Annotated in this window: 30 protein-coding genes and 1 tRNA gene; 7 read left to right on the plus strand and 24 right to left on the minus strand. The window is 43.1% G+C overall.

Annotated features, from left to right (window positions below; genetic code table 11):
* The first annotated feature begins 20 nt into the window (after positions 1 to 20).
* Positions 21 to 1,340 (plus strand): glutamyl-tRNA reductase, encoded by a 1,320-nt coding sequence (gene hemA / locus ICN28_RS05055; RefSeq protein ID WP_216286663.1) that lies wholly within the window; start codon positions 21 to 23, stop codon positions 1,338 to 1,340.
* Positions 1,341 to 2,420 (plus strand): peptide chain release factor 1, encoded by a 1,080-nt coding sequence (gene prfA / locus ICN28_RS05060; protein ID WP_216286665.1) that lies wholly within the window; start codon positions 1,341 to 1,343, stop codon positions 2,418 to 2,420.
* An 81-nt stretch (positions 2,421 to 2,501) separates the two neighbouring features.
* Here prfA and ICN28_RS05065 read toward each other — a convergent pair whose 3' ends face one another.
* Entirely contained in the window at positions 2,502 to 3,242 is a 741-nt protein-coding gene (locus tag ICN28_RS05065) for a DUF3800 domain-containing protein (protein WP_216286666.1), read from the minus strand.
* 63 nt (positions 3,243 to 3,305) lie between these two features.
* On the opposite strand from ICN28_RS05065, the gene prmC reads away from it, so the two are divergent.
* The 3 genes from prmC to ICN28_RS05080 all read left to right on the plus strand — a co-directional run bounded on the left by prmC (position 3,306) and on the right by ICN28_RS05080 (position 5,769).
* Entirely contained in the window at positions 3,306 to 4,163 is an 858-nt protein-coding gene (gene prmC / locus ICN28_RS05070) for a peptide chain release factor N(5)-glutamine methyltransferase (protein ID WP_255536122.1), read from the plus strand.
* A 25-nt stretch (positions 4,164 to 4,188) separates the two neighbouring features.
* Complete coding sequence (gene grxD / locus ICN28_RS05075) at positions 4,189 to 4,500, plus strand: Grx4 family monothiol glutaredoxin (RefSeq protein WP_370626459.1); 312 nt, start codon at positions 4,189 to 4,191, stop codon at positions 4,498 to 4,500.
* A gap of 66 nt (positions 4,501 to 4,566) precedes the next feature.
* The gene (locus ICN28_RS05080) at positions 4,567 to 5,769 is read left to right on the plus strand and encodes a DNA recombination protein RmuC (protein ID WP_216286668.1); all 1,203 of its coding nucleotides are present in this window, start codon (positions 4,567 to 4,569) and stop codon (positions 5,767 to 5,769) included.
* Between the two features lie 123 nt (positions 5,770 to 5,892).
* Here the strand turns inward: ICN28_RS05080 and ICN28_RS05085 are convergent, their stop codons facing one another.
* The 8 genes from ICN28_RS05085 to ICN28_RS05120 form a co-directional block, all read right to left on the minus strand.
* Positions 5,893 to 6,519 carry a phasin family protein gene (locus tag ICN28_RS05085; protein ID WP_216286669.1) on the minus strand — a complete coding sequence of 209 codons (627 nt, stop codon included), beginning with the start codon at positions 6,517 to 6,519 and terminating at the stop codon, positions 5,893 to 5,895.
* A 222-nt stretch (positions 6,520 to 6,741) separates the two neighbouring features.
* Positions 6,742 to 6,815 (minus strand) — tRNA-Thr (locus tag ICN28_RS05090).
* Positions 6,816 to 6,848: 33 nt separating this feature from the next.
* A complete protein-coding gene (locus tag ICN28_RS05095) occupies positions 6,849 to 7,247 on the minus strand; it encodes a ClpXP protease specificity-enhancing factor (protein WP_216286670.1) in 399 nt (132 codons plus the stop codon).
* 24 nt (positions 7,248 to 7,271) lie between these two features.
* Positions 7,272 to 7,883: a glutathione S-transferase N-terminal domain-containing protein gene (locus tag ICN28_RS05100; RefSeq protein WP_089515064.1), complete on the minus strand. Its 612-nt coding sequence runs from the start codon at positions 7,881 to 7,883 to the stop codon at positions 7,272 to 7,274.
* Positions 7,884 to 7,905: 22 nt separating this feature from the next.
* A complete protein-coding gene (locus ICN28_RS05105; RefSeq protein WP_216286671.1) occupies positions 7,906 to 8,661 on the minus strand; it encodes a cytochrome c1 in 756 nt (251 codons plus the stop codon).
* A gap of 28 nt (positions 8,662 to 8,689) precedes the next feature.
* Positions 8,690 to 10,090, minus strand: a complete 1,401-nt coding sequence (locus ICN28_RS05110) for a cytochrome bc complex cytochrome b subunit (RefSeq protein ID WP_216286673.1) — start codon at positions 10,088 to 10,090, stop codon at positions 8,690 to 8,692.
* 11 nt (positions 10,091 to 10,101) lie between these two features.
* Entirely contained in the window at positions 10,102 to 10,701 is a 600-nt protein-coding gene (gene petA / locus ICN28_RS05115) for a ubiquinol-cytochrome c reductase iron-sulfur subunit (RefSeq protein WP_216286675.1), read from the minus strand.
* A gap of 169 nt (positions 10,702 to 10,870) precedes the next feature.
* The gene (locus ICN28_RS05120; RefSeq protein WP_216286920.1) at positions 10,871 to 11,638 is read right to left on the minus strand and encodes a Nif3-like dinuclear metal center hexameric protein; all 768 of its coding nucleotides are present in this window, start codon (positions 11,636 to 11,638) and stop codon (positions 10,871 to 10,873) included.
* A gap of 98 nt (positions 11,639 to 11,736) precedes the next feature.
* Here ICN28_RS05120 and ICN28_RS05125 point away from each other — a divergent pair, with 98 nt between their 5' ends.
* Positions 11,737 to 12,933: a S1C family serine protease gene (locus ICN28_RS05125; protein ID WP_216286677.1), complete on the plus strand. Its 1,197-nt coding sequence runs from the start codon at positions 11,737 to 11,739 to the stop codon at positions 12,931 to 12,933.
* Positions 12,934 to 13,005: 72 nt separating this feature from the next.
* Here the strand turns inward: ICN28_RS05125 and ICN28_RS05130 are convergent, their stop codons facing one another.
* The 6 genes from ICN28_RS05130 to ICN28_RS05155 form a co-directional block, all read right to left on the minus strand.
* Entirely contained in the window at positions 13,006 to 13,629 is a 624-nt protein-coding gene (locus ICN28_RS05130; RefSeq protein ID WP_216286679.1) for an OmpW family protein, read from the minus strand.
* Positions 13,630 to 13,774: 145 nt separating this feature from the next.
* The gene (locus tag ICN28_RS05135) at positions 13,775 to 14,509 is read right to left on the minus strand and encodes an amino acid ABC transporter ATP-binding protein (protein ID WP_216286680.1); all 735 of its coding nucleotides are present in this window, start codon (positions 14,507 to 14,509) and stop codon (positions 13,775 to 13,777) included.
* 41 nt (positions 14,510 to 14,550) lie between these two features.
* Positions 14,551 to 15,216 carry an amino acid ABC transporter permease gene (locus ICN28_RS05140; protein WP_216286681.1) on the minus strand — a complete coding sequence of 222 codons (666 nt, stop codon included), beginning with the start codon at positions 15,214 to 15,216 and terminating at the stop codon, positions 14,551 to 14,553.
* Positions 15,217 to 15,231: 15 nt separating this feature from the next.
* Positions 15,232 to 15,999 carry an amino acid ABC transporter permease gene (locus ICN28_RS05145; RefSeq protein WP_216286682.1) on the minus strand — a complete coding sequence of 256 codons (768 nt, stop codon included), beginning with the start codon at positions 15,997 to 15,999 and terminating at the stop codon, positions 15,232 to 15,234.
* Between the two features lie 65 nt (positions 16,000 to 16,064).
* The gene (locus ICN28_RS05150) at positions 16,065 to 16,961 is read right to left on the minus strand and encodes an amino acid ABC transporter substrate-binding protein (protein WP_216286683.1); all 897 of its coding nucleotides are present in this window, start codon (positions 16,959 to 16,961) and stop codon (positions 16,065 to 16,067) included.
* A gap of 253 nt (positions 16,962 to 17,214) precedes the next feature.
* Positions 17,215 to 18,363, minus strand: coding sequence for a porin (locus ICN28_RS05155; protein WP_216286684.1), 1,149 nt, complete (start codon positions 18,361 to 18,363; stop codon positions 17,215 to 17,217).
* Positions 18,364 to 18,607: 244 nt separating this feature from the next.
* Between ICN28_RS05155 and ICN28_RS05160 the strand changes: the two genes are divergently transcribed.
* Positions 18,608 to 20,314: a tetratricopeptide repeat protein gene (locus ICN28_RS05160; RefSeq protein WP_216286685.1), complete on the plus strand. Its 1,707-nt coding sequence runs from the start codon at positions 18,608 to 18,610 to the stop codon at positions 20,312 to 20,314.
* A gap of 19 nt (positions 20,315 to 20,333) precedes the next feature.
* Here the strand turns inward: ICN28_RS05160 and tatC are convergent, their stop codons facing one another.
* Genes tatC through hisH form a run of 9 tightly spaced genes read right to left on the minus strand, consistent with a single transcriptional unit; the run spans position 20,334 to position 25,512 of the window.
* Positions 20,334 to 21,149 (minus strand): twin-arginine translocase subunit TatC, encoded by an 816-nt coding sequence (gene tatC / locus ICN28_RS05165; RefSeq protein ID WP_216286686.1) that lies wholly within the window; start codon positions 21,147 to 21,149, stop codon positions 20,334 to 20,336.
* A 31-nt stretch (positions 21,150 to 21,180) separates the two neighbouring features.
* Positions 21,181 to 21,690: a Sec-independent protein translocase protein TatB gene (gene tatB, locus ICN28_RS05170; protein ID WP_216286688.1), complete on the minus strand. Its 510-nt coding sequence runs from the start codon at positions 21,688 to 21,690 to the stop codon at positions 21,181 to 21,183.
* A 60-nt stretch (positions 21,691 to 21,750) separates the two neighbouring features.
* Entirely contained in the window at positions 21,751 to 21,981 is a 231-nt protein-coding gene (gene tatA, locus ICN28_RS05175; RefSeq protein WP_216286690.1) for a Sec-independent protein translocase subunit TatA, read from the minus strand.
* A gap of 14 nt (positions 21,982 to 21,995) precedes the next feature.
* Positions 21,996 to 22,361, minus strand: coding sequence for a histidine triad nucleotide-binding protein (locus tag ICN28_RS05180; RefSeq protein WP_216286692.1), 366 nt, complete (start codon positions 22,359 to 22,361; stop codon positions 21,996 to 21,998).
* A 25-nt stretch (positions 22,362 to 22,386) separates the two neighbouring features.
* Positions 22,387 to 22,779: a phosphoribosyl-ATP diphosphatase gene (locus ICN28_RS05185; RefSeq protein WP_216286694.1), complete on the minus strand. Its 393-nt coding sequence runs from the start codon at positions 22,777 to 22,779 to the stop codon at positions 22,387 to 22,389.
* A gap of 37 nt (positions 22,780 to 22,816) precedes the next feature.
* Positions 22,817 to 23,188: a phosphoribosyl-AMP cyclohydrolase gene (hisI, locus tag ICN28_RS05190; protein ID WP_216286696.1), complete on the minus strand. Its 372-nt coding sequence runs from the start codon at positions 23,186 to 23,188 to the stop codon at positions 22,817 to 22,819.
* 51 nt (positions 23,189 to 23,239) lie between these two features.
* A complete protein-coding gene (hisF, locus tag ICN28_RS05195) occupies positions 23,240 to 23,998 on the minus strand; it encodes an imidazole glycerol phosphate synthase subunit HisF (RefSeq protein ID WP_216286698.1) in 759 nt (252 codons plus the stop codon).
* A 45-nt stretch (positions 23,999 to 24,043) separates the two neighbouring features.
* Entirely contained in the window at positions 24,044 to 24,787 is a 744-nt protein-coding gene (gene hisA, locus ICN28_RS05200; protein WP_216286700.1) for a 1-(5-phosphoribosyl)-5-[(5-phosphoribosylamino)methylideneamino]imidazole-4-carboxamide isomerase, read from the minus strand.
* 47 nt (positions 24,788 to 24,834) lie between these two features.
* Complete coding sequence (gene hisH, locus ICN28_RS05205; protein WP_255536123.1) at positions 24,835 to 25,512, minus strand: imidazole glycerol phosphate synthase subunit HisH; 678 nt, start codon at positions 25,510 to 25,512, stop codon at positions 24,835 to 24,837.
* Between the last annotated feature and the right edge of the window lie 28 nt (positions 25,513 to 25,540).

The raw sequence follows: 25,540 nt of genomic DNA on the forward strand, positions 1-25,540 counted from the left end.
GAAAAACTTATAATTTCGTTATGCAGATTTTGACATTAGGCATCAATCACCACACCGCACCGATATCGATGCGGGAGCAGGTTGCATTCACGCCTGAGATGATTCAACCTGCCTTGCACCATCTGAAAGATCATCTCTCTCAAATCTCATCATCCCAACTACCAGAAGCTACCATCTTATCAACCTGCAATCGTACGGAGTTGTATTGTGCAGCGAATGATGGTCAATCTTCAAGCGATAAAACATTATTTAAGAACAGTACCATTGAATGGTTAGCTAAAACACGTGGTATTGATAGTGAAGCGCTACTACCCCATGTGTATGTTTTGCCTCAATCTCTAGCAGTTAGGCATGCGTTTAGAGTTGCCTGCGGATTAGATTCAATGGTGGTGGGTGAAACTCAAATCTTAGGCCAATTAAAAAATGCTGTGCGAACTGCAGATGAGGCAGGTTCTCTAGGCACGTATCTCAACCAACTTTTTCAAAAAACTTTTCAAGTAGCGAAAGAAGTGCGTGGCACCACAGAAATTGGTAGCCATTCGATTTCAATGGCCGCTGCTGCGGTACGCTTATCAGAAAGAATTTTTGAAAGTGTTGGAGATCAAAAAGTTCTTTTTATTGGTGCTGGCGAAATGATCAGCCTATGTGCTACCCATTTCGCAGCGCGTAAACCCAAGTTAGTAGCCGTTGCTAATCGAACTTTGGAGCGCGGCGAAGAATTAGCCGATCATTTAGCAGAGCAAGGTTTGGTAACAGAATCATTAAGACTGTCAGATCTACCAACACGTCTGCATGAGTTTGACATCATTGTTTCATGCACAGCTAGCACTCTTCCTATCATTGGTTTAGGCATGGTTGAAAGTGCGATCAAATCTCGCAAGCATCGCCCCATCGTTATGATTGACCTAGCGGTGCCCCGCGATATTGAAACTGAGGTGAGCCGTTTAAATGACGTTTACTTGTACACGGTGGATGATCTAGGCGATTTTGTTCAAACAGGAACAGATTCTAGACAAGCGGCTGTGGGTCAAGCAGAAGCGATTATTGAAACACGCGTATCCAACTTTATGCATTGGTTAGAAGGTCGTGGCACAGTGCCATTGATTCAAGACCTTCGTCAACGGGGCGATGACTTACGAGCATTTGAAGTGGAGCGGGCCAGAAAGCTTCTTGCCAAAGGTGAAGATCCCCAAGCAGTTTTAGATGCTTTGGCTCAAGGTTTAACGAATAAATTCTTGCATGGCTCTCTCCATGCGTTGCAACATGCCCAGGGTGAAGAACGTGAAGCCCTGATGAAAATCCTGCCCGGTTTATTCCGCGCACACCACTCCGATAAATAGATGAAACCAAGTATGAAAGCTAAGCTCGAGCAGTTAGATGCTCGACTAGCAGAACTAAACTCTTTATTGGTCCAAGAAGAAATCACCAAGGACATGGATCAGTACCGCAAGCTCAATCGTGAGCATGCGGAGATCTCGCCTGTAGTTGAGCAATTTCAGCTATTTCTTCAAGCGGAAGCCGATGAAAAAGCTGCTCAGGAGATGCAAAACGATCCCGAGATGAAAGATTTTGCAGAAGAAGAAATCAAAGATGCCCGCATCCGTATGGAAAACATGCAGGCTGACTTGCAACGCCTTCTTCTACCTAAAGACCCTAATGATGATAAAAATATCTTTTTGGAAATTAGAGCTGGCACGGGCGGCGATGAGAGCGCTTTATTTGCAGCAGATCTTTTTAGAATGTATACCCGCTATGCCGAACGTCAACGCTGGCAAATAGAAATCGTTAGCGCTTCAGAATCGGATCTCGGTGGCTACAAAGAGGTCATCCTTCGTGTGGTCGGTCAGGGCGCATTCTCAAAGCTGAAATTTGAATCAGGCGGTCATCGCGTACAACGAGTTCCACAAACTGAAACTCAGGGGCGTATCCACACATCCGCTTGCACCGTTGCAGTGATGCCAGAAGCGGATGCCATCAGTGACATTGAAATTAATCCAGCAGATTTAAGAATTGATACTTTTAGAGCTTCTGGTGCTGGCGGCCAACACATTAATAAAACCGACTCCGCTGTTCGTATCACCCACTTACCAACAGGCACCGTCGTAGAGTGCCAGGATGATCGAAGCCAACACCGTAACCGCGAACAAGCCATGAAAGTCTTGGTATCACGCATCATGGATGCCAAACGACGTGCCGCCCATGACAAAGAAGCTGAGACACGTAAAAGTTTGGTTGGCTCCGGCGATCGCAGCGACCGCATTAGAACCTATAACTTCCCACAAGGCAGAATTACAGACCATCGCATTAACGTAACGCTTTACAAGATTGATGCCATGATGGATGGTGATATTCAGGAACTCTTAGGTGCCCTTGCAGCTGAGCATCAGGCAGAGCTACTAGCAGCATTGGGTGATATTTAGAGAAAAATTGGTGTAGAATGTTCACAAGGACTGGGGATTCTCGGTCGACAAAAGACTCCTGTTGTTTGGGAGTCTTTTGTTTTATGGATACACATGAACCTGTCCTCCAACTAAAGAACCACTTTCGTTAAGAAGCATTTTTTTGGCAATATCTACAGCCCTATTTTTTTGATCTGGCTTAAATACAGACATGCCCAGTGGTCTTGCAAATAAATCTGCCAGCTGTAAACCTATCGTATTAGTTTTCTTATCAGAAAAAATAGGCTTGTAATTTAAGCTTAGGTTTTTTCTGTCACATAACTGCTTGAAAGATTTTTCCAAACTAACATCTTCAGAGCGCCCTCTTTTCTCAAAAACAATATGAGCTAATGAGTCTCTTTCAGAAGAGTTTTCACTTAATTGGAAAAACTCATCGATCTTTTTAAATCCTATATCTAAAGCCAAGTTATAAAGATTTTTATTATCTTTATCTTGAATTAATAGTTTATTTTTATCTAAAACTACGCACACTATTTGACCATCAATTTTTTCAATGATATTTGTTAAATCATTAATAAAAACATCTTTTACTTTCTTTGTTTTTAGGAATGAAAAGCTCCCAAGATCTTTTCTAATATCCCTTTCGTGCAAAACGACTTCAGAATGTCCAAAATAATTAAATTTAAATTGATTTATCTTCGGACATATCTCAAATACATATGTCTCTTTCTTGCATATAAAGAAACATAGAACAAAAAGTGGGTATAGAGGGTCAACATTACAAGTATTGGATGAGCCACTTTCATCAACAAAAACAATGTGATTACTAAATTTTTCAATCATCTTCGGCCAAAAAGCGGTTTATTATCCTCGCTTGAATAACCCTTCCAACGTATGATGTTTATCATGACAAGTATTAAAGAACTCCTCAACAGCACACCACTGGATAAAGTGGATGCTAGAGTTTTATTAGCCCATTTGGTTGGAGTTCATTTGAGTTGGCCGAAGAGTGCTCTGATTAGCAGAGATACAGATGTTCTTCCTGATAGCGTGACACAAGCATGGCAAGACTACGAATCTCGACGCTTGGATGGTGAGCCCGTTGCTTATATCTTAGGCTTGAAGGATTTTTATAATATTCAACTTCAAGTAGCGCCAGGTGTTTTAATACCGCGCCCTGAAACTGAGCTTCTGGTTGAGTTGGCTTTAAACCACGTTCAAAAAAGTAATAAAAATTCTACAGTTGAGATACGCCCTACCAAGATCTTGGATCTTGGGACAGGTAGTGGTGCGATTGCCTTGGCTTTAGCTCACAACCTTCCTAGCGCTCATGTCACAGCCGTCGACATGAGCCAGGATGCCCTTGAGATTGCTCAAGCTAACGCGCGCACCCTTGATCTTCTAGATCGTACTGAATTTGTTCAGGGTAGCTGGTTGGAGCCTATTCATGCATTGATGCAGTTTGATGTGATTGTGAGCAATCCCCCTTATATCCGAGCAGGAGATCCGCATCTACAGGAAGGAGATCTGCGCTTTGAACCGGCGGATGCCCTGACAGATCATGAGGATGGTCTCAGCCCTTATAAGATCATCTTTAATCAAGCCAAGGCTCATTTGGCACCAAACGGTTTATTGCTGGTAGAGCACGGTTACGATCAATCCGATGCCTTAAAGCAGCTATTAGAAACAGAGGGCTATCAGGAGATACAAGTCCACTTTGATCTAGCGGGTATTTCTAGAGCACTAAGTGCTAAGCTTCGTTAAAATAAGTACTTATTCAAAAGGAAGCATCATGGACGTTCAAACACAAATCAAAGAAATCGTTGAAGGCCACCCAGTGGTTTTATTCATGAAGGGTAACGCTAAGTTCCCACAATGCGGCTTTTCTGGAAGAGCGATTCAAATTTTGCAGGCTTGTGGCGTTACAGCCCCGCACACTGTGAATGTATTAGAAGATGAAGGTATCCGCCAGGGTATTAAAGAGTTCTCAAACTGGCCGACAATTCCTCAGCTATACGTTAAAGGTGAATTTATTGGTGGCTCTGACATCATGACCGAGATGTACCAAAGCGGTGAACTTCAACAAGCGCTCAAAGCTTAACGACTCACTTTATAAATAATTGATGCTGGCTCATCCAAAGAGCCAGCATTGGTTTAGCATAGCGGTATGGATACTTCTATTGCTTTTCTTCTATTAGGCCTTTTCTGCCTTATCTCTATTGCTAGTCTTTTTTATGCCTGGAATCAGAGCCAAGCACGTGTTCGTGCCGAGTCTGAATTAGATGCTGAACGCAGAGTCAGTGCTGAAAAATTAGCGGGCATGCTTCAATCTGCTCAAGATGCTAAAACAACCCTATCTGATCAGTTTAAAAATCTTGCCAATGAAATACTAGAAGAAAAATCGAAACGCTTTGCAGAACAGAATCAGCAAAACCTAGATACTCTTTTAAAGCCCCTCCAAGAAAAACTCACCGACTTCAGAAAGCAAGTAGACTACACCTATCAATCAGAAGCCAGAGAACGTTTTGCCCTTAAGCAAGAAGTAGAAAAATTAGCTGGTCTCAACGTCAAAATGACGGATGAAACTAGAGCACTCACCAATGCCTTAAAAGGCGAGTCGAAAACACAAGGTGATTGGGGTGAATTGGTTCTTGAAACCATTTTAGAAAATTCTGGCTTGCGTAAAGGGGAAGAATACCTTGTTCAAGATAGCCATACCATCGATGATGGATCACGGTTACAACCAGACGTCGTCATCCGCCTTCCTGAATCCAAACACTTGGTGATTGATAGTAAAGTCTCCATCACTGCTTACACAAGATATATGCAAGCGGATGATGACGCTATAAAAACCGCCGAATTAAATAGCCATGTGCTGTCGATCAAGCAACACATTCAAGGCTTATCTGCAAAAAACTACCAGGATCTTTATGGTGTGGGATCCATTGACTTTGTATTAATGTTTATTCCAGTTGAGCCTGCATTTTTAGCTGCTATGCGCCATGCTCCAGATATCTATCAAGAGGCTCTGAAGAAAAATATTGTGATGGTGTGCCCAAGTACATTGCTGGCAACCGTTAGAACAGTTGCACACCTGTGGCGCCAAGAACATCAAAATAGAAATGCCCAAGAAATTGCCCGCCAATGTGCCATGCTTTATGACAAATTTGTTGGTTTTGTTGAGGACTTAGATAAAGTAGGACAGCGCTTAGAACAAGCTCAATCGAGCTACAGTGACGCTGTTGGCAAACTGAAAACAGGTCGCGGCAATTTAATTCGTACCGCTGAGAATGTTAAAAAATTGGGCGTGAAACCTAATAAAACACTGCCATCAAAACTCACTGATGTGGCTGATGAGGAACTAGATTAACGCTTAAATTGATAAGGGCTAATTGGGTCTTTTTTTAAACCCAGCCAATAAAAAACCCGCATCATTTGCATGAAGCGGGTTTTTTGTTTCATCAGCCGAAACTGATGAAGGTATGGCTTTTAATTACTTACGGCCACGGCGTACTGTCTTTTTAACAGCTGCTTTACGAACTGCTGTAGCACGTGTTGCTGGCTTAACAGCAGCTGACTTAGCTTGCTTAGCTAAACCTTGAATAGCTTCAACAGCTTGTTCAGCATTTGCTTCTGCAACAGCAGCAGCTTCTTTAGCAGCAGCTTGGAACTGTTCAAAACCTTGTAATGATGTTGTTACAGATGTTTTCAATGCATTAACAAATACATCTGAACCAGCAGGTGCATTAGCGGCAAATGTATTTACCCAGTTTTGGATACCAGCTTGGAATTGCTCTAATTGAGCTTCAGCAACTTCTGCCAACTCAACTTGACCTTCGCGAACAATCTTAGCAACAGCGCGCTGATGTGCAGCTAATTTGTTACCGATTGGTGCTAATGCATCGCTTTGTACGAAAGATGCAAATGCTTGTGGATCTTTAACTGTTAAAGCTTGCTCTAAACCATCTTGAGCTTCTTCAATCACTGATTTAGTAGCTGAAAAATTGATGTCAGCTAATTCTTGAGCACGCTCTAATGCTTTTGTGCTCAATACAAATGCTGTATTTAGGCTTTCACCTTGGAATTCTGCGAATTTTGCTGTGATCTGGTCTTGGTTCATGGTCTACTCCAAATAGGTTGGTTAATATTATTGCAGTGCATATATTGCACCGCACAAACTCTATTTTAGGGTAAGCAAAGGACATTTCAAGCTATTTTTGCTGCATTGCGTCAAAAATAGCTTATTTCTCATAATGAGAAATTCTTTAACTGATTTACTTGGGATTTTATTTTAGATGCTCAATTAAGAAAGAGCTTGAAAATAGGCTTTAGGACTGGATTTTGGTGCCCCCTGACAGAATCGAACTGCCAATCCATGATTACAAGTCAAGTGTTATACCATTTAACTAAGGGGGCTACTTTTAGTGCTACTAAGCCCAATATTCTAACTTATTTCACTAGCTTTAGGCTAGGTCTTCCTTTAGAAATTGGTGTATTTATTGTTGAATCTGTTTCTGTAGGTGGTGGTTCAATTTTTTCTACTGGAAACGACATGCCCTGCCCATTCTCTTTAGCGTAGATGGCCATCACATTAGCCACTGGTACATGAATGTCTCTTGGAACTCCAGCAAAACGCGCCTGAAGGCTGATCCAATCATTATCTAAAGAGAGACTTTGGCAAGCATCCGGACTGATGTTTAAAACAATTTCATTGTTATTCACATAGTCCATCGGAACTTGAACTTTCTCGGTTACAAATACCGCAATGTAAGGCGTCAAACCATAATCCACACACCACTGATGCAGTGCGCGGATTAGGTAAGGTTTATTGCTAGGAGCCTCGCTCATGAAGTCCACGGGTGTAGGTCGCTATTAGCGACGCATCACCTTTTCTGAAGGCGTTAATGCCTCAATATACGCAGGACGGCTGAAAATACGCTCGGCGTATTTCATGAGAGGCGCAGCATTACGAGATAAATCAATGCCGTAATGCTCTAAACGCCATAGCAATGGGGCAATGGCCACATCAAGCATTGAGAAGTCATCACCCAACATGTATTTATTTTTAATAAAAATAGGAGCTAGCTGAGTCAAACGATCACGAATCGCTAAACGCGCTTTTTCATGGTTCTTCTCTGCTGCCTTGCCTTTTTCATTTTCTAAAGTCGATACGTGAATGAAAAGCTCTTTTTCAAAATTGAATAAGAACAAACGTGCACGTGCGCGAGCTACTGGATCAGGCGGCATCAATTGTGGATGAGGAAAACGCTCATCAATATATTCATTGATGATGTTTGACTCATAAAGAATCAAATCACGTTCAACCAAAATAGGTACTTGGCCATAAGGATTCATCACTGAAATATCTTCTGGCTTATTAAAGAGATCCACATCACGGATCTCAAAGTCCATACCTTTTTCAAATAGAACCAAACGGCAACGCTGCGAGAACGGACAGTTCGTGCCCGAATATAAAACCATCATAGGGTCAATCTCCTAATTATTTTTAGTGGATGTCTTTCCAGTAAGACTTATTCAAACCCCAAGCCAATACCGTAAATACTGCTAAGAACATCAAAACCCAAACGCCTAAACGCTTACGATCCAACTGCGCCGGCTCACCCATCCACTGGAGATAAGCAACCAAATCACCCATAGCATCATCAAACTCTTGCGGTTTTAATTTGCCGGGTGTAACTTGTTCAAAACCCTTGAACACATGAATTGTTTTCGTCGCATCATGTGGATCTTTTTCGTCAACATACTTCGCTGTACGGATACCTTGTAACTCCCACATCACGTGAGGCATACCAACGCTTGGGAAAGCCAAGTTATTCCAACCTGTTGCTTTGGTATCGTCTTTGTAGAATGTACGTAAATAGGTGTAAAGATAATCAGGACCTTTGGCACGGGCAATCACTGATAAATCAGGAGGCATCGCACCAAACCATGCTTTAGCATCTTTTGGTGAAATTGATACATTCATCAAATCACCAATTTTTTCGCCGCTGAACAATAAGTTCTGTTTGATCTGCTCATCCGTTAAACCAATATCGCGTAAACGGTTGTAACGCATGCTCACAGCACCGTGACAGTTCAAGCAATAGTTCACAAACAACTTAGCACCATGCTGAAGTGCCGCTTCACTGTTCACGCGATTCGGGGCAGAATCTAAAGGATGACCGCCACCTGCAGCTTGAACTGAACCCATCGTAGCCACAAGCGCCAAGCTACCAAGAAGTTTCCATAATAATTTTTTCATTTTCTTATTTCCTTAATGGGTCTCGGCATTAATGCGCTACAAAATTAACGCGACTTGGAGGTTGCTTGAATTGACCCATCTTGCTCCACCAAGGCATCGCCAAGAAGAAACCAAAATAAATCAAAGTACCTAGCTGAGACACCTTCTCACCAATTGGTGATGGTGCCTGAATACCCAAGTAACCCAAAATAACGAATGTCACAACAAATACACCATAGATGTATTTGTGAGACTGAGGACGATAACGAATTGATTTAACTGGTGAGTTATCTAACCATGGCAAGAAGAAGAAAATTACCACTGAACCACCCATCACCATCACACCCCAGAACTTCGCATCAAACAAGAAGAAACCGGCCGCTAAAGCTACCAAGATACCAATGCAGATACCTTGCAACTTCTTATCTTGTGTCCCACGAATCACCAAGCCCAACAGCACTGCAGCGAATAACCACATTGGGATTAAGAACTCGGATGTCACTGCGCGCAACATTGAGTAGAACGGTGTGAAGTACCAAACTGGCGCAATGTGCGGTGGCGTCTTCAATGGATCTGCTGGAATAAAGTTATTGAACTCGAGGAAGTAACCATTCATCTCAGGTGCAAAAAACACAATGAATGCAAAGATCATCAAGAACACACCAACACCCATGATGTCATGGACTGAGTAGTAAGGATGGAATGGAATACCGTCAAGAGGAATACCATTAGCATCCAAGTTCTCTTTGATTTCAATACCATCTGGATTGTTAGAGCCCACTTCGTGTAAAGCAACGATGTGCGCAGCAACTAAACCGATTAACACCAAAGGTACGGCAATCACGTGGAATGAGAAGAAACGATTAAGAGTTGCATCACCCACCACATAGTCACCACGGATCCATAAAGATAGATCTGGGCCAACCAAAGGAATCGCAGCGAACAAGTTCACAATCACTTGAGCACCCCAATAAGACATCTGACCCCATGGCAATAAATAACCCATGAAAGCTTCAGCCATCAGGCACAAGAAAATAGCGCAACCGAAAATCCAAACGAGTTCGCGAGGCTTACGGTAGGAACCGTAGATCAAACCACGGAACATATGCAAATAAACCACCACGAAGAACATCGATGCACCTGTTGAGTGGAGGTAACGAACCAACCAACCCCAAGGTACTTCGCGCATGATGTATTCAACAGACTGGAACGCTTTTTCAGCATCAGGCTTGTAATGCATCACCAAGAAAATTCCTGTGATGATTTGAAGCGCTAAAACCAAAATAGCTAATGAACCAAAAAAGTACCAAAAGTTAAAGTTCTTTGGTGCGTAGTACTTGGTTAAGTGACCTTCGATTGTTGCTGTTAGTGGAAAACGTGAATCCACCCAAGCCAATAATTTTGTTCCGCGTGATGCGTTTGCAGGAACTTCTTTTTCATGAAATGCCATGTCTGAACCCCTTACGCTTTCTTATCTTCACCGATGATTAACTTTGTGTCACTCAAATACATGTGAGGTGGCACTTCTAAGTTATCAGGCGCAGGTTTGTTTTTAAATACACGGCCAGCCAAGTCAAATGTTGAACCATGGCATGGGCATAAGAAACCACCTGTCCAGTTATCTGGCAAGGATGGCTGAGCGCCGGTTTCAAATTTAGTAATTGGAGAACAACCTAAGTGAGAGCAAATACCAACTGCGACAAGGTACTCAGGTTTGATGGAACGGTGTTGATTTTGCGCATACTCAGGCGTCAAATCTTTGGGATTGCGCTCTGATTTAGGATCGGCTAACTCGCCTTCCACCGCAGCTAAAGAAGCCAACATTTCAGGCGTTCGACGAACCACCCAAACTGGTTTACCGCGCCACTCAACCGTACGCATCTCGCCAGGTTGCATGCCTGCAATATCCATTTCAACGGGTGCGCCTGCTGCTTTGGCTTTTTCGGATGGGGCAAATGTGCTTACTAATGGTAAAGCGACTGCTGCTGTACCAACACCACCTGCGACTGAAGTTGCGATAAGCCATTTACGACGGCTTTTATCCATGCATTGATCACTCATTACTGATTTTCCTCTAGAAAGGCTATTTTTCACGTCAACAAGCGATTATAGCGAAAGCGACCCCATGAATTAAACCCCATTGGATCAAAAAAACAGCTAAATCTATAAAAAAGAGCTGGACTTACATGGTCTTACTAAAATAAGTCTTAAGAGAATGGGGGTTACAGGTCTAAATAGGGTTGGGGATATCGATAAACTGGTGACTAAGACCCCATTTTTTAGCTATATGTTGTCCTAGCGCCTGAATACCGTAGCGCTCAGTTGCATGATGCCCTGCTGCAATATAGGCCACCCCCATCTCCTCGGCCGCATGGAAGGTTGGCTCAGATGCCTCACCACTGATGTAAGCGTCCACTTTCATTGAAATAGCTTCATTTATATAGCCCTGGGCTGCTCCGGTACACCAAGCGATCTTTTTAATTGGCTTATTGAGATCGCCGATGACCAAAGGATCTCGCCCTAAACGGCTGGCTACACTTCTTGCCAACTGCCCTAGAGTCTTCTGGGTGCCACTGGTTTTACCTTGCCACACCAACCCATCCATTGCTCCCAAATCACTTCCTACAGCTGGTTGAGCATCGACCCAGCCCATCACTTGAGCTAATTGAGCGTTGTTACCTAACTTAGGATGCAAATCCAAGGGCAAGTGATAACCAAACAAATTGATCTCATGAGCCATTAATAACTTAAGACGAGCGTGAAGCTGTCCGACCACCCGCACATCATCACTCTTCCAAAACCAGCCATGATGCACCAAGATCGCATCCGCCTTCTCTTCAATTGCCGCCTCTATCAAAGCTAAACTGGCTGTGACACCTGTCACAATTTTCTTGATCGAACTTTTTCCCTGTACTTGTAACCCGTTGGGGCAATAATCTTTAACACGATTCACTTGTAACAAATCTGTTAAATAAACAGATAGCTGATCACGATCGATACACTGGGTTGCTTTGGCTTTAGGCTTGGCTGTCATCTCTTATCAGGCTCTTTCAATATTTCTCTGAATTTTTCTCAACATTCCATTAATCTAACAGCATGTTGAAACATCTTTGGTTACTCTTTGCACAAATCATCACCGCCCTTCTTGCGGTGCTGTTCATTATCAGCACATTCAAACCACAATGGTTAGATAGTAGCGGTTTTAGTCTTTTTAGTCAGTGGGGAAGTACCAGTACGATCACCATCAAAGAATCCCATGTTGATCCCAGCACGCCCAACCCAGGATCGCACCATGAAGCAGCCAAAAAATCGATGGCTTCTGTGGTGAATATATTCACCTCTACGAACACACCAAAACCAAAAAAGAAAAGTAAGTCCGATCCGCATCAAGAAGATCCTCTCTTTAAATTCTTCTTTGGGGATCCTGCTGATAACCAAGCAGATAGCAACCCAAACTTAGGCTCTGGCGTGATCGTTAGTTCAGAAGGATTGATCCTAACCAACCAACACGTGATTGAAGGTGCCGATCAAATTGAAGTTGCCTTGTCCGATGGCAGAAAAGCAAAAGCAACTGTCATAGGTAGCGACCCCGATACAGATATTGCTGTTTTAAAAATACAAATTCCCAATCTTCCAAACTCCATTACGTTTGGAAAAATTGAGTCAGTCAAAGTAGGTGATGTCGTTTTAGCGATTGGCAATCCGTTTGGTGTTGGACAAACTGTGACCTCTGGCATCGTCTCAGCATTAGGTCGAGATCACCTAGGTATCAATACCTTTGAAAATTTTATTCAAACTGATGCAGCGATCAATCCAGGAAACTCAGGTGGCGCACTGGTTGACACCCGAGGTCATCTCATTGGCATCAACACTGCCATTTATTCTCGAAACGGTGGCTCCATGGGGATTGGATTTGCAATCCCTGTCAGCACGGCTAAAGAAGTCATGGAAGCCATTGTTAAGAATGGTGGCGTTATACGAGGCTGGATTGGAGTGGAGCCACAAAACATCAGCACTGAGATAGCTCAAGCTCTCAACATCAATAAAGGTGGCGTTTTAATTAACGGAACCCTTAAGGGTGGTCCTGCGGATAGAGCGGGCATCAAACCAGGAGATGTACTAAAGAGTATTGATGGCAAAAATGTCAACGACATTACGGAATTACTTCACAAGATTGCACAGATCACGCCAGGCAATAAAGTCAAAGCGATCATCCATCGTAAAAGTAAAGACTTAGAAGTGGAGATCCAAGTTGGCAAGAGGCCAGGGCCTAAGAGTCGAGCAACAAAGTAGGTTGATTTAAGTTAATCCATAAAAAATGAAGGAGCCAATGGCTCCTTCATCTATTTCAGAGCTAAGTTTTAATTAAAACTTATATGTCACACCAACTGAAGTAGCAATTGGACTTAAATCTAATTGTCCTAAAGAAGCGTTTGCTGAATTTAAAACTACATCTGTTTTAATCTGGATATATTTAACATCTAAATTGATACCCCAGTTTTTAGTCAACATATAGTCAGCACCTACCTGAGCGGCATAACCAAAACTAGACTGTTCCACAGAAACTAAATTTCCAGCACCTAAATCACGGCTACCAAAGCGTGTGTAATTAATACCTGCACCCACGTAAGGCTTCAACGGTCCAAATTGCGTAAAGTGGTATTGGGCCAATAGTGTTGGCGGAAGTGCTGTTACAGATCCTAGAGTATCTTGACCCGCTCTTACTTCAACACGTTGAGGGTAGCTCAGAACTAATTCAGCAGCGATATTCTTGGTAAAGAAATAAGTAACGTCTACTTCAGGGATTGTTTGGTTTTTCGCGTTAACATCTGCCCCCACTGCATTACTTAATTGAGAATCATTTTTATTATCCCAATTCAAATGAGTGGCACGCGCACGAACCATCCAAGGGTTCTCATCAGCCATTGCATTAAATGACAAAGCAGCCAAAAGACCTAAAGCTAATTTACTAATTGTTGTTTTTTTCATTTTCTCTTCCTTATTAAGTAACACTAACAAGGAGAGATTAAATACATTCAATCAAGGCCAATTTGATACAAGTCAAATCGGCTAGGCTTTAAATTGCTCAGTGATTGATCTATTGATTTAGATCAATAAAAGGCTTATTGGTGTTTTAATGCGCCAAAATCTTAGATAAGAAATCTTTCGCTCTTGGGCTTCTATCTTCTGGCTTGTTAAAGAAATCATCCCTAGCGCAATCTTCAACAATTTTGCCTTGATCCATAAAAATAACGCGATGACTCACTTTGCGTGCAAAACCCATTTCGTGAGTGACGCACATCATGGTCATGCCTTCTTGGGCTAGCTTAACCATGACATCCAAAACCTCTCCCACCATTTCTGGATCCAAGGCTGAAGTCGGCTCATCAAATAGCATCACGATCGGGTCCATACTTAATGCTCTTGCAATAGCCACACGCTGCTGCTGACCACCGGATAACTGACCTGGAAATTTATCTTTATGCGCTGAAAGACCAACGCGCTCTAAATACTTGAGGCCATGGGCAATCGCTTCTTCTTTACTGCGGCCCAAAACCTTGATCTGAGCCAAGGTTAAGTTTTCAGTAACAGATAAGTGAGGAAATAACTCAAAGTGTTGGAAAACCATCCCCACGCGTGAGCGTAGTTTGGGTAAATTGGTTTTAGGATCGTGAACAGCAATACCATCTACTGTAATTTGACCTTGCTGAAATGGCTCTAAGGCATTGATGGTTTTAATCAAGGTTGATTTGCCAGAACCTGATGGTCCACAAACCACCACCACCTCACCTTTTTTGATATCGGTGGTGCAGTCTGTGAGAACTTGGAAATTACCATACCACTTGGAGACGTTTTTCATTTCAATCATGGTGATCTCTTATATATTTATTTTGTATTGTATTTTTGCTATTAACGAATAATCGCGACACGTTGCTGCAATACTCTGACCAACTTAGATAAGCTAAAGCAAATCAAGAAATAGATTACTGCCGCTGCTAAATAAGTCTCAATCGGACGACCAAAGTTTTTACCTGCCACCTCAAAACCTTTGAGCATGTCATATGCACCGATGGCATAAACCAAGGATGTATCTTGGAACAAGATAATGGTTTGAGTGAGCAGCACAGGAATCATGTTGCGGAAAGCTTGAGGCAATATGATTAAACGCATATTTTGCGAATAAGTCATACCCATTGCTTGGCCTGCATGAACTTGACCTCTTGATATTGACTGAATGCCTGAGCGCATGATCTCGCAAAAGAAGGCTGCTTCAAATGCAATAAACGTAATAATCGCTGAAGCTTCGGCGCCAATTGGTCGACCCAAAATTGTTGGCATCAATAGGAAGAACCATAGGATCACCATGACCAAGGGGATCGAGCGCATCATGTTCACGTAAGCTGCAGCAGGAATAGCTAAAAATGGTTTACCTGATAAACGCATCAGCGCTAAAAGCGTGCCAAAGAAAATGCCGCCGACTGTAGCAATAACAGTTAGCTGAACACTAAAAATAAAACCGCTAAGAACGTAACTACTAATCAGTTCCCAGCTATAAAAAGAAAGATCGATATTCATAGGCTCATCTTCCTTTTAGTGTCCGCCGCTACTGGCGGTCACGATAAAGCCTGGAACTCTTGTCTTTGACTCAATCAAAGCCATGACACGGTTCACCGTAAGTGCTGACACAACGTAGAGTGCTGTCACACCCAAATAAATTTCAATACCTCGAGAGGTCTCTTCTTGCGCTTGCATCGCAAATAGCGTGAGCTCGGCAACAGAAACAGCAAATGCTACAGAAGAGTTTTTAATGATATTCATCGACTCTGACGTCAATGGCGGAATCACAATCCGCAATGCCATCGGCAAAATCACATAACGATACGATTGCACTGTACTCAAACCCATGGCCATGGCAGCAAAACGCTGCCCTCGTGGCAAAGCCCCAATACCGGCTCTGACCTGTTCAGCAATACGAGATGAGGTAAAGAAGCCCAAAGCAAGGCTAACCAAGATAAATGAAGAGAAGCCTTTCATCACCGGGAAAAATGCTGGCAAGACGTGGTACCAAAGAAACACCTGGACCAGTACAGGAATGTTTCTGAATAACTCTACCCATGCGTTGCCAAGAGTGGCCAAAGCGCGAGTTAATAAAGTGTCTGGCGGCAAGGTTCGGAGGGTGCCCATCAGGATACCTAGAACCATCGCAACAACTAAACCTAAAGCTGAAACCGAAATGGTCCAACCCCAAGCTGACAACATCCAATCTAGATAAGTGATTTCTCCACCTGTACCAAAACATACAGGGGAGAAATCTTCTTCTAAAGTGCTTTTACAAAATACTTCCCAATTCCAAGACATCTAATAATTTTCTTTCATACGACTTAGTTAGGGAATTATTTCACTTTTTATTACTTTTACTACTTTTATTTCTTTGCGTACTCTTCAGCAGGCTTGTCATTTGGATTAGCCCAAGCTTCTTTAGTACTTGCAGACAACGCTAAACCAACTTTGTTACCTTTTGGTGGAATTGGTTGTAAGAACCACTTATCCCACAACTTAGCTAAAGTACCGTCTTTCATCATCTTCTTGATGCTGTCATCAACAGATTTCTTGAAAGCTGGGTCATCTTTACGGATCATGATGGCGATTGGCTCAACTGCAATCACTTCACCAACAATCTTGAAATCTGCTGGGTTTTTAGCGTTAGCAATGTTACCGGCCAAAATAGAACCGTCCATCACAAATGCATCAGCACGGCCAGACTCTAACAACAAGAAGCTGTCAGCGTGATCTTTACCAAATACTTCTTCAAAGTTCACATTGTTAGCACGCTCGTGCTTACGTAGCAACTGAACAGATGTTGTACCTGTTGTTGTAGCAACTTTCTTACCAGCTAACTGAGCCAAAGAAGTAATGCCAGAGTTAGCTTTAGTAGCAATACGTACTTCTTCAACATATGTTGTTACCGCAAATGCCACGTCTTTTTGACGAGTAGCATTGTTTGTTGTTGAGCCACACTCGATATCCACTGTGCCGTTAACAACCAATGGCAAACGGTTTTGTGACGTTACAGCTTGATACTTGATATCAAGCTTGTTTAACTTTAATTGCTTTTGAACATCGCCCAACACACGTTGGCAGATCTCTACATGGTAACCAGCGTACTTGCCGTCACCTACTGTGTATGACAAAGCGCCTGAAGACTCACGCACACCCATTGTTACAGCACTTGATGACTTAATCTTAGCCAATGTATCTGCTTGTGCAGAGGCAATTACACCCAAACCTAGCAATGCTGCTACTAATAAATTCTTTTTCATGAATACTCCTTCATTGTTATTAAAAACCCAGCAAAACACCCTTAATCAGGCAGAAAGCTAGATTTATCCTTTTTAGCAGATTTCAGGTAATAAAAGTAGATGGGTATGCCCTAGATTGGGGAAAAAGCCACGACCCTAATCAAATACTGAATAAATAAAGAAAAAGATAAAAGTAAAATCGCAAATGAAAAAACCCACTCCGAAGAGTGGGTTTCAACACTATCTATTTAAAACTGGCTAGGCCAGCGTTAAATTAGAATGAGTGACGTACACCAATCATAGTTACATCTGACTCACCAGTTGTAGCTTGCTTGTACTCTGTCTTACCGTATAGAGCGTAAGCAGTAGTACGGCCGCTTAGAGCGTAACGAACTTGAGCTTGGTAACCAGTTACATCAGTTGTTGCACCAGCTGCAGTTGTCATTTCGCCATCACCAACAGATGCTAACAATGTTGTTTTACCCATTGTGTATGTAGCACCGATGTCATAGCCTTTGTTTTCAGCTTCTGCTGTTGTAACAGTAGCTTTGTACTTAACTGTGTTGTACAAACCGAACACTTTGAAACCGCCCATTGTGTAAGTTGCACCAAACTGGTCAAGTTTTGTCTCTGATTTAGAAGCTGCAACAGCTGCTGAACCCAATGAACCACCAACTGCTGTTGATGTATTTGCGACTGCAGCTACAGCTTCAACTTCTGTATCTAAATCAGAACGTGTGTAAGCAGCTGTGAAGCCGTTACCAGCATATGCCAACTGGAATGCAGTACCACTTGATGATGTCTCACCAGCTTTAGCAGCAGCGTCTGAGTCAACTGACTTAGCAACTAACTGAGCTGAAAGAGTTACACCACCAAAGCTTGGAGAAACATAAGTAGCTTGGTTTGAAGCACGGTCAACAATACCGTTAGTCTTTGTTGCAGTTGCATCAGCCAAAGCCTTACCACGAGTTACTTCAAATGCAACAGCACCTTGCTCAAATGAAGCACCACCACCGAAAGCTGAGAAGCCATCGTTATGGTTCTTACCTAGTGTGTTACCACGACCGAAATTCAAAGAACCAACACTCTTAGAAGCCAATGAAACTAAAGCTTGACGTGTTGAGTGAGCAGTTGTTGCGTTTTCTGCTGTAATTCCTAACTCGTAAACGAAACCAGCTGTCAAGCCACCACCTAGGTCTTCAGTACCCTTGAAACCTAAACGTGAAGATGACAAACCAGAACCAGCGTTGATACCTTTTGTATCTGTTGTTGCACCAACTGCTGCACCAGCAGCTGAAGCAGCTGTTGTTGAAAGATCAGAGTAACCGATATCCAAGATACCGTAAGCAGTTACTGATGACTGAGCTTGTGCTGTACCAGCTACCATTGCTAATGCTGCTGTTGCGATTAATAATTTTTTCATTCGTAAATCTCCAAATAATGTGAAATAAACGTACCTAGTTCTTCTAGGGACCTAGGCATATTGCTCCTTGTGTATGGCACTTATTAAGTGCTTGTGGGTCTACACCCCTTTAGTTCTGTCGATTTTTAGAAGTTTTAGAACTAGTGTTGCATCTGCGCAACAAACTAAATTCTTTTACCTGTATTTCAAGGGAAATTAGGTGTTAAATACATATTAACCCTAATAAATATGGTGGATTTGTCATATGGCAAGTAGAGATTTCCTGAAAATTATGAAAGCAGCCCGATCAGGTGATGCTTTTGCGCAACAGAAATTAGGTGAAATTTACCTACTTGGAAGCGATGGAGTGCCTAAAAACACCCAAAATGCTTTGTTATGGCTTGAGAAAGCTTCCCTAAGTATCGGATTTATTGAAGATATTTCTAAATTATTGGCGGATCATCTCGATCTATCAGCCAGCCTCTCGCCAGAGCATGCGCCCTTTGCTTGGAAGTGCCTATTACATGCTTCACATGCCGGTCATAGTCGCGCTAGATGGCTGGTTGCCCAGGTGGTGGCGCACTTTAGCTTGAGTAAACAACGCATTTCTTCAAACCCCATCACTGCCATGGCATTTGCACAGATGACCGATAAGCATTGGGCGGATGCTGGCGGCATGGAAAGTTTTAAAGTCCATGCCCAACGCTATCTTGAAGAACTAGCCGATCTATCTTCATTTGAAGACCAAAGTGCTGCACAGATAGTACTGTCGCATTGTTTGCAAGATGGGCGCTTGGGGGTTCTAGATGTAGCTCGGTCTAAAAAGATCATGATTGGTTTAGCGATACAAGCAAATAGCGTTGGCTTATCCAGCCTCACCTCTTTTGCCAATAACATCGATGCGGATTTAGTACCGGCTCTTAAAGTGCATTTGCCGCAATTATTAACATCCAAGAAACCTCTTGCTGAGCATACCTTGCTGTATTGGGCTGCATGGCAACACCTTGGCGATACGGATGCTTTAGAAATTGCTGCAGAGTTAGCCTACACCCCCGCTCAATTGGCATTGGGTCTTCGCTTAGCTAAACTAAATCTAAAAGACGTGGCAACTGTTGTAGCTGCTGACACTGATACTCGATCTACTCAGCCTGATGAACTCTCTAGCTCTGACTCTTCAGGAGCCTCTACTCCTGATGCGTTATCAAGTGGTAATGCACGACTTAAGCGAGCGGTTTATTGGTTAAAGCAAGCAGCCAATAAAGGTGAACGCGATGCATGGTATGCCTTGGGGCTTATTAATCGTATGCCGCAATACTCCGGCTACAGTGCGGAAGATAGTGATCAATACTTTGATAAAGCAGCAGACTTAGGTCATCCAGATGCCCAGTATCGTAAAGGTGCCGCCCTATGGCGCAAGCGCAGCCAGATTGATGAAGACATTGAGGGGATGCAAGCTTCGTATTGGATTTGGCATGCAGCACAACAAGGTGTTGTTGCTGCACAAGAACTGCTATCTAAAGTGATGATCAGTTGCCCTCATGCGGATAAGAATCGTTGGAGCAGCATCGCACTGGCAAGCAACAAAGCCCTATCTGAAGGTACGCATCGTTTTACAGGCGATATGTTATTAATCTGTCATCGGGTGATCGTTGCAAATCAACTCAATCTATCCAAAGCCGAACTTCTTTTAACGGATATCGCTAGCGTTCAACATGAACATGGTGCCGTCATTGATATCAGAGCACATCTACCGCGCTCCGTACCTAAACTCATCCTGATTGAAACCCTAGAACAGCGCAAAGCATTGATGATGGCAAGCAAAGCATTTGCAAATGTCTTTAGCAATCACATCATTGATGAGGGCAATTTAAGGCAGCGTCGCTATCGCTTAGAAAAACTCATGCAGACACTCGATGTATCGATGGAGGAGTTAGATGATCAAGACGATGATGCCGAGGACTTGAAGACTTAGTTAGCTAACTAGTCAACAATTAAGCTTTATTCGCTTCGGCAGCCTCAGCAGCTTCATCTTCTGGATCGAGCTTGGCTTCGTAGAATCTGGCAACAATAATACCTAGCTCATACAGTATGCAAAGAGGAACCGCCAACAAAAGTTGAGAAAGAACATCTGGAGGCGTCACAACAGCAGCAATCACAAAGGCGCCCACAATAATGTAAGGACGGATCTCTTTGAGCTTTTTAATTCTGACCATCCCCAGCTTCACCAATACAACCACGACCACTGGCACTTCAAAAGTTAAACCAAAAGCCAAAAAGGTTGTCATTGCAAAGCTTAAATATTTATCAATATCCGTTGCCATATCAGCACCCAATGGTGCGTTGTAATGCGCCATGAACTGAAAGACTGTTGGAAATACTAAAAAGTAGGCAAATGCCATACCTGAAATAAACAACACATAACTACTGGTCACAATGGGAATAATCAAGCGACGCTCGTGGCTATATAAACCAGGCGCAATGAAAGACCAGATTTGATACATGATGAAGGGTAAGGCACCTAAGAAAGCAACCAACATGGTTACTTTCATGGGTACAAAGAAAGAACCTGTGACATCCGTCACAATCATTCTGCCGCCATTAGGTAATGCATCTAAAAGTGGCTTAGAAAAAAGATGGAAGATATCTGGCGCCCAATATACCAAGCACAAGAAAACAAATAACAAAGCACCTACTGCTTTAATTAAACGATCGCGTAACTCAAACAAATGAGAAAGAAAGGTTTCTTGAATACCATCATCCTTCTCAGGATCAGTATTTTTAGAATCTTGACTGGCGTTCTGCGTCATCTTTTAAATTATTTCTATTTGTACGTCGAATTTAGAAAAAAGACTTGGGTGTGCGCTGTTGAGCCGCTGCTCGTCTAAAACGCTTGACTCGTGCAGCACCCGATTGAACTCTGGTCTTAACACCAGCGCTGCGCTTGTACCACTGTGGCATCGCTGCTTTTTTGACACCCCAACTGCTACGGCCTTGACGAACATTTGTCTTAGGCTCACGAATGCCGTAGTCGTTATAGCCAAAATCTTCAAAGCTTTGATCGGAAACTGCATCATTGATATTTCTACCAATATCCGATAATCCTGACTCCACTTGATTCACACTCGACTGCACATCTTTCATGGCCGAGGTAGCAGCTTCCTGCATTTTCTTCAACTCATCTAACTCGACTTGACGATTGACCTCGGACTTCACTTCAGCCATGTAGCGTTGCGCACGACCCAGCAAATTACCAGCCATGCGCGCCACCTTGGGTAGACGCTCAGGACCAATCACCACCAATGCAACTACCGCAATGAGGGCGAGCTTGGAAACACCAAGATCGATCATGTCAAATGAACTTTATATGTGATGGAAGTGATAGCCATCAGGTGCCTGATGGCTAAAGGCTTACGCCTTATTCACATCCTTGGCTTGCACATCAACTGTTTTGCCATCAGCAGCAGCTTGGTTTGCAATAGCTGTGTCGGCAGGCTTCTCTTCGCCATTCTTCATACCATCTTTGAAACCCTTCACTGCACCACCAAGGTCTGAACCGATGTTACGTAATTTCTTAGTACCGAATACCAAGAGAACGATCACCAAAACAATAATCCAATGCCAAACGCTAAATGAACCCATGAGACTGCTCCTAATTAGTTTTTATTCCATGGACGGGGGCCACCCATCACATGTATATGCAGATGGTAAACCTCTTGGCCACCATCTACTCCATTATTGACCATCACACGAAAGCCCCCGGTGTCGCCAGGGCGGCATCCTTGCTCAGAAGCAAGGCGCGGTGCAATTGCCATCATTCTACCCAGTAATGCCTCATCTGCGCTAGATGCATCCATTAAATTTGCAAAATGTCGCTTAGGAATCATTAAAAAATGGACCGGAGCTGAAGGATTAATGTCATGGAAGGCATACATTTCCTCATCCTCGTAGACTTTTTTACTCGGAATCTGACCTGCCACAATCTTACAAAAGATGCAGTTCTCTGAATGGTTTTGGCTCATGGCTTTAAAAAATGCTGTTAATGGATTATGGTTTTCTGGCAGCTTTTTCAGCAATCCCCGAAACACCCTCACGACGCTCTAATTCAGCAATTACATCCTCGGGTCTTAAATTGAATTGCGATAAAGCCACAAAACAATGGAACCAAAGATCGGCAATCTCACCCACTAGTTTGGATTGAAGTTCAGGAGCCATTTGGCCAAAACGGCTATCTTTTGCCGCCATCACTGTTTCAGCAGCTTCTTCACCAATCTTTTTCAGAATGGCGTCATCACCCTTACTGAATAACTTAGCAATATAAGAAACTTCTGGATCAGCCTTACCCGCCAAAAAATCTGCTTTACGAGCATCAACAACATCTGCCAAGCGTTGAATCGCATCCATGGAGTTTCCCTTAGCTTCGTTGATTGGATCAGTCATTGTTCGGTCTTTATTTAAATAATTAAGAAACTCTAAACTACTTCTTCCAGACAGGTCCTGTCGGTGTTTTTTCTAAATCTAGAAAGAAACAACTGTGAGCGCCGGTATGGCAAGCAATACGATCCCTTTGATCAACCTTGATCAAAATCGTATCGCCATCGCAATCCAAGTGAATACTTTTCACGATCTGCACGTGACCAGACTCTTCACCTTTATGCCAAATCTTTTTTCTAGAGCGCGACCAATAAACTGCCTCACCTTTTTCTAGAGTTAATTGCAAAGACTCGCGGTTCATCCATGCCATCATCAACACATCACCTGTATCGGCTTCTTGTGCAATCACGGCCACCAAGCCTTGATCATTCCAAGTCACTTGCGACAACCAATCTGAATTATTCGGTGAGCTCATTTGTTTTATTCTGCTTTTCTATTTGTTCGGCTTGTTCTATTTGGTCTGTTTTTATAAGCGAACAGGAATGCCTTGCTCTGCCATAAGTTGCTTAGCCTGCCCCACCGTATATTCACCAAAATGGAAAATGCTCGCAGCTAAAACAGCATCGGCATGACCTTGCGTGATGCCATCCACTAAATGCTGCAAATTACCAACACCACCGGATGCAATCACGGGTACGGATACGGCATCACTCACAGCGCGAGTCAGCTCCAAATCAAATCCATTTTTAGTGCCATCACGGTCCATACTGGTTAATAGTATTTCACCAGCACCGCGCTTGGCCACCTCCATCGCCCAAGCTATGGCGTTAATCCCGGTATTTTTCCGACCGCCATGCGTGAAGACTTCCCATAAACCAGGCTGAGTCTGCTTTGCATCAATGGCCACCACAATGCATTGAGAACCATACTTAGCAGCGGCATCCGAAACTAGATCTGGATTGGCCACAGCAGCAGAGTTCATCCCAACTTTATCAGCGCCGGCATTTAACAAGCGGCGCACATCTGCTACTTCTCTAACACCACCACCCACGGTCAAAGGAATAAATACTTGAGAGGCGACATCTTCAATGATGTGCAGAATTAAATCTCGCTCATCGGAAGTCGCAGTGATATCCAAAAATGTAATCTCATCGGCGCCCTGATCGTCATACCGCTTGGCAATTTCAACCGGATCACCCGCATCTCTTAATTCAACAAAATTAACCCCCTTCACAACTCGACCGGCTGTGACATCTAAACAGGGAATAATTCTTTTAGAGAGCATTGGTTAATTACTTTTCTTTAAGTTTCTTTTAATTACTTTTATTTTTTACTTAGCGCTTTTTTGATCCGCATATTTTTGCGCTTCTGCTAATTTCAAATCACCTGTGTAAATAGCACGGCCTGCAATCACACCCATCACACCTTCAGGCTCAGCAGCACATAAAGCATCAATATCGTTCATATTCGTCAGACCACCACTGGCAATGATCGGAATGTTAACGGCTTGAGCTAACTTAACCGTGGCATCCATATTGATACCTTGCAACATACCATCGCGACCAATGTCGGTATAGATAATGGCTTCAACACCATAGTCTTCGTATTTCTTAGCCAAGTCAGTGACTTCATGCCCTGTTAACTTACTCCAGCCATCGGTAGCAACTTTGCCCTCTTTGGCATCCAAACCAACGATGATGTGCCCTGGGAATGCGACGCATGCATCTTGCAAGAAGCCTGGATTTTTAACGGCCGCTGTGCCAATAATCACATACGTGATGCCGTCATCCAATAAACGCTCAATTGTTTCAAGATCACGAATACCACCGCCCAATTGCACGGGTATATCGCTACCAACCGCTTTCAAAATAGATTTGATCGCTGATTCATTTTTAGGCTTACCTGCAAACGCCCCATCAAGATCCACCAAGTGCAAACGTCGTGCACCTTGATCAACCCAATGTTTTGCCATGGCACCTGGATCTTCAGAGAAGGTTGTTACTTTATCCATATCACCTTGCTCTAAGCGAACACAGTGCCCTTGTTTAAGATCAATAGCTGGAATTAACAACATGATGAATTAGATAAGTAATAAATAAAGGTTGATTAAAAGATTTCTACTTAAGGCTGCCAACGTGTGAAGTTCTGATACAAACGTAAGCCCAATTGTGCGCTTTTTTCTGGGTGAAACTGCGTTGCAAAAATATTCTCTTTAGCCACTGCACAAGTAAATAAAGTACCGTAATCAGTTGCACCTACAGTATGTGCTGAATTGTCAGGCACTGCATAGTAGCTATGCACAAAATAAAAGCTGCTGTTATCCGGAATGCCGTCCCAAAGCGGATGGGCTTTAACTTGCTGAACCTGATTCCAGCCCATATGGGGCACCTTGAAGTGTGAACCGTCTGCTTGATTTTTACCAGCCAAATCAAAACGAATCACTTTGCCAGGCAATAACCCCAAACCAGGAGTTAAATCGGTGCCAGCAGGTGCATCGAAACGAACTTCCGTACTGCTGTCAAAGAGCATTTGTTCGCCCACACAAACACCCAACATAGGTTTGGTTTTCACAGCGTCTAAAACAGCCTCCAATAAACCAGACTCTCTTAAATGCGTCATGCAATCCGGCATTGCCCCTTGGCCAGGCAGAACTACTTTATCCGCAGATTTAATTTGGTCGGCATTGGATGCAATCACAATCTTTGCCTCTGGGGCAGCATGCATTAAAGCCTGAGCGACAGACCGCAAATTACCCATGCCGTAATCAACAATAGCAATACTCGGTGAATTTTTAGACAAGATATGCTTTGATTACAAAAGATAATTA

Origin of the sequence: Polynucleobacter sp. 30F-ANTBAC, from assembly GCF_018882385.1 — a bacterium.
Lineage (GTDB): Bacteria > Pseudomonadota > Gammaproteobacteria > Burkholderiales > Burkholderiaceae > Polynucleobacter.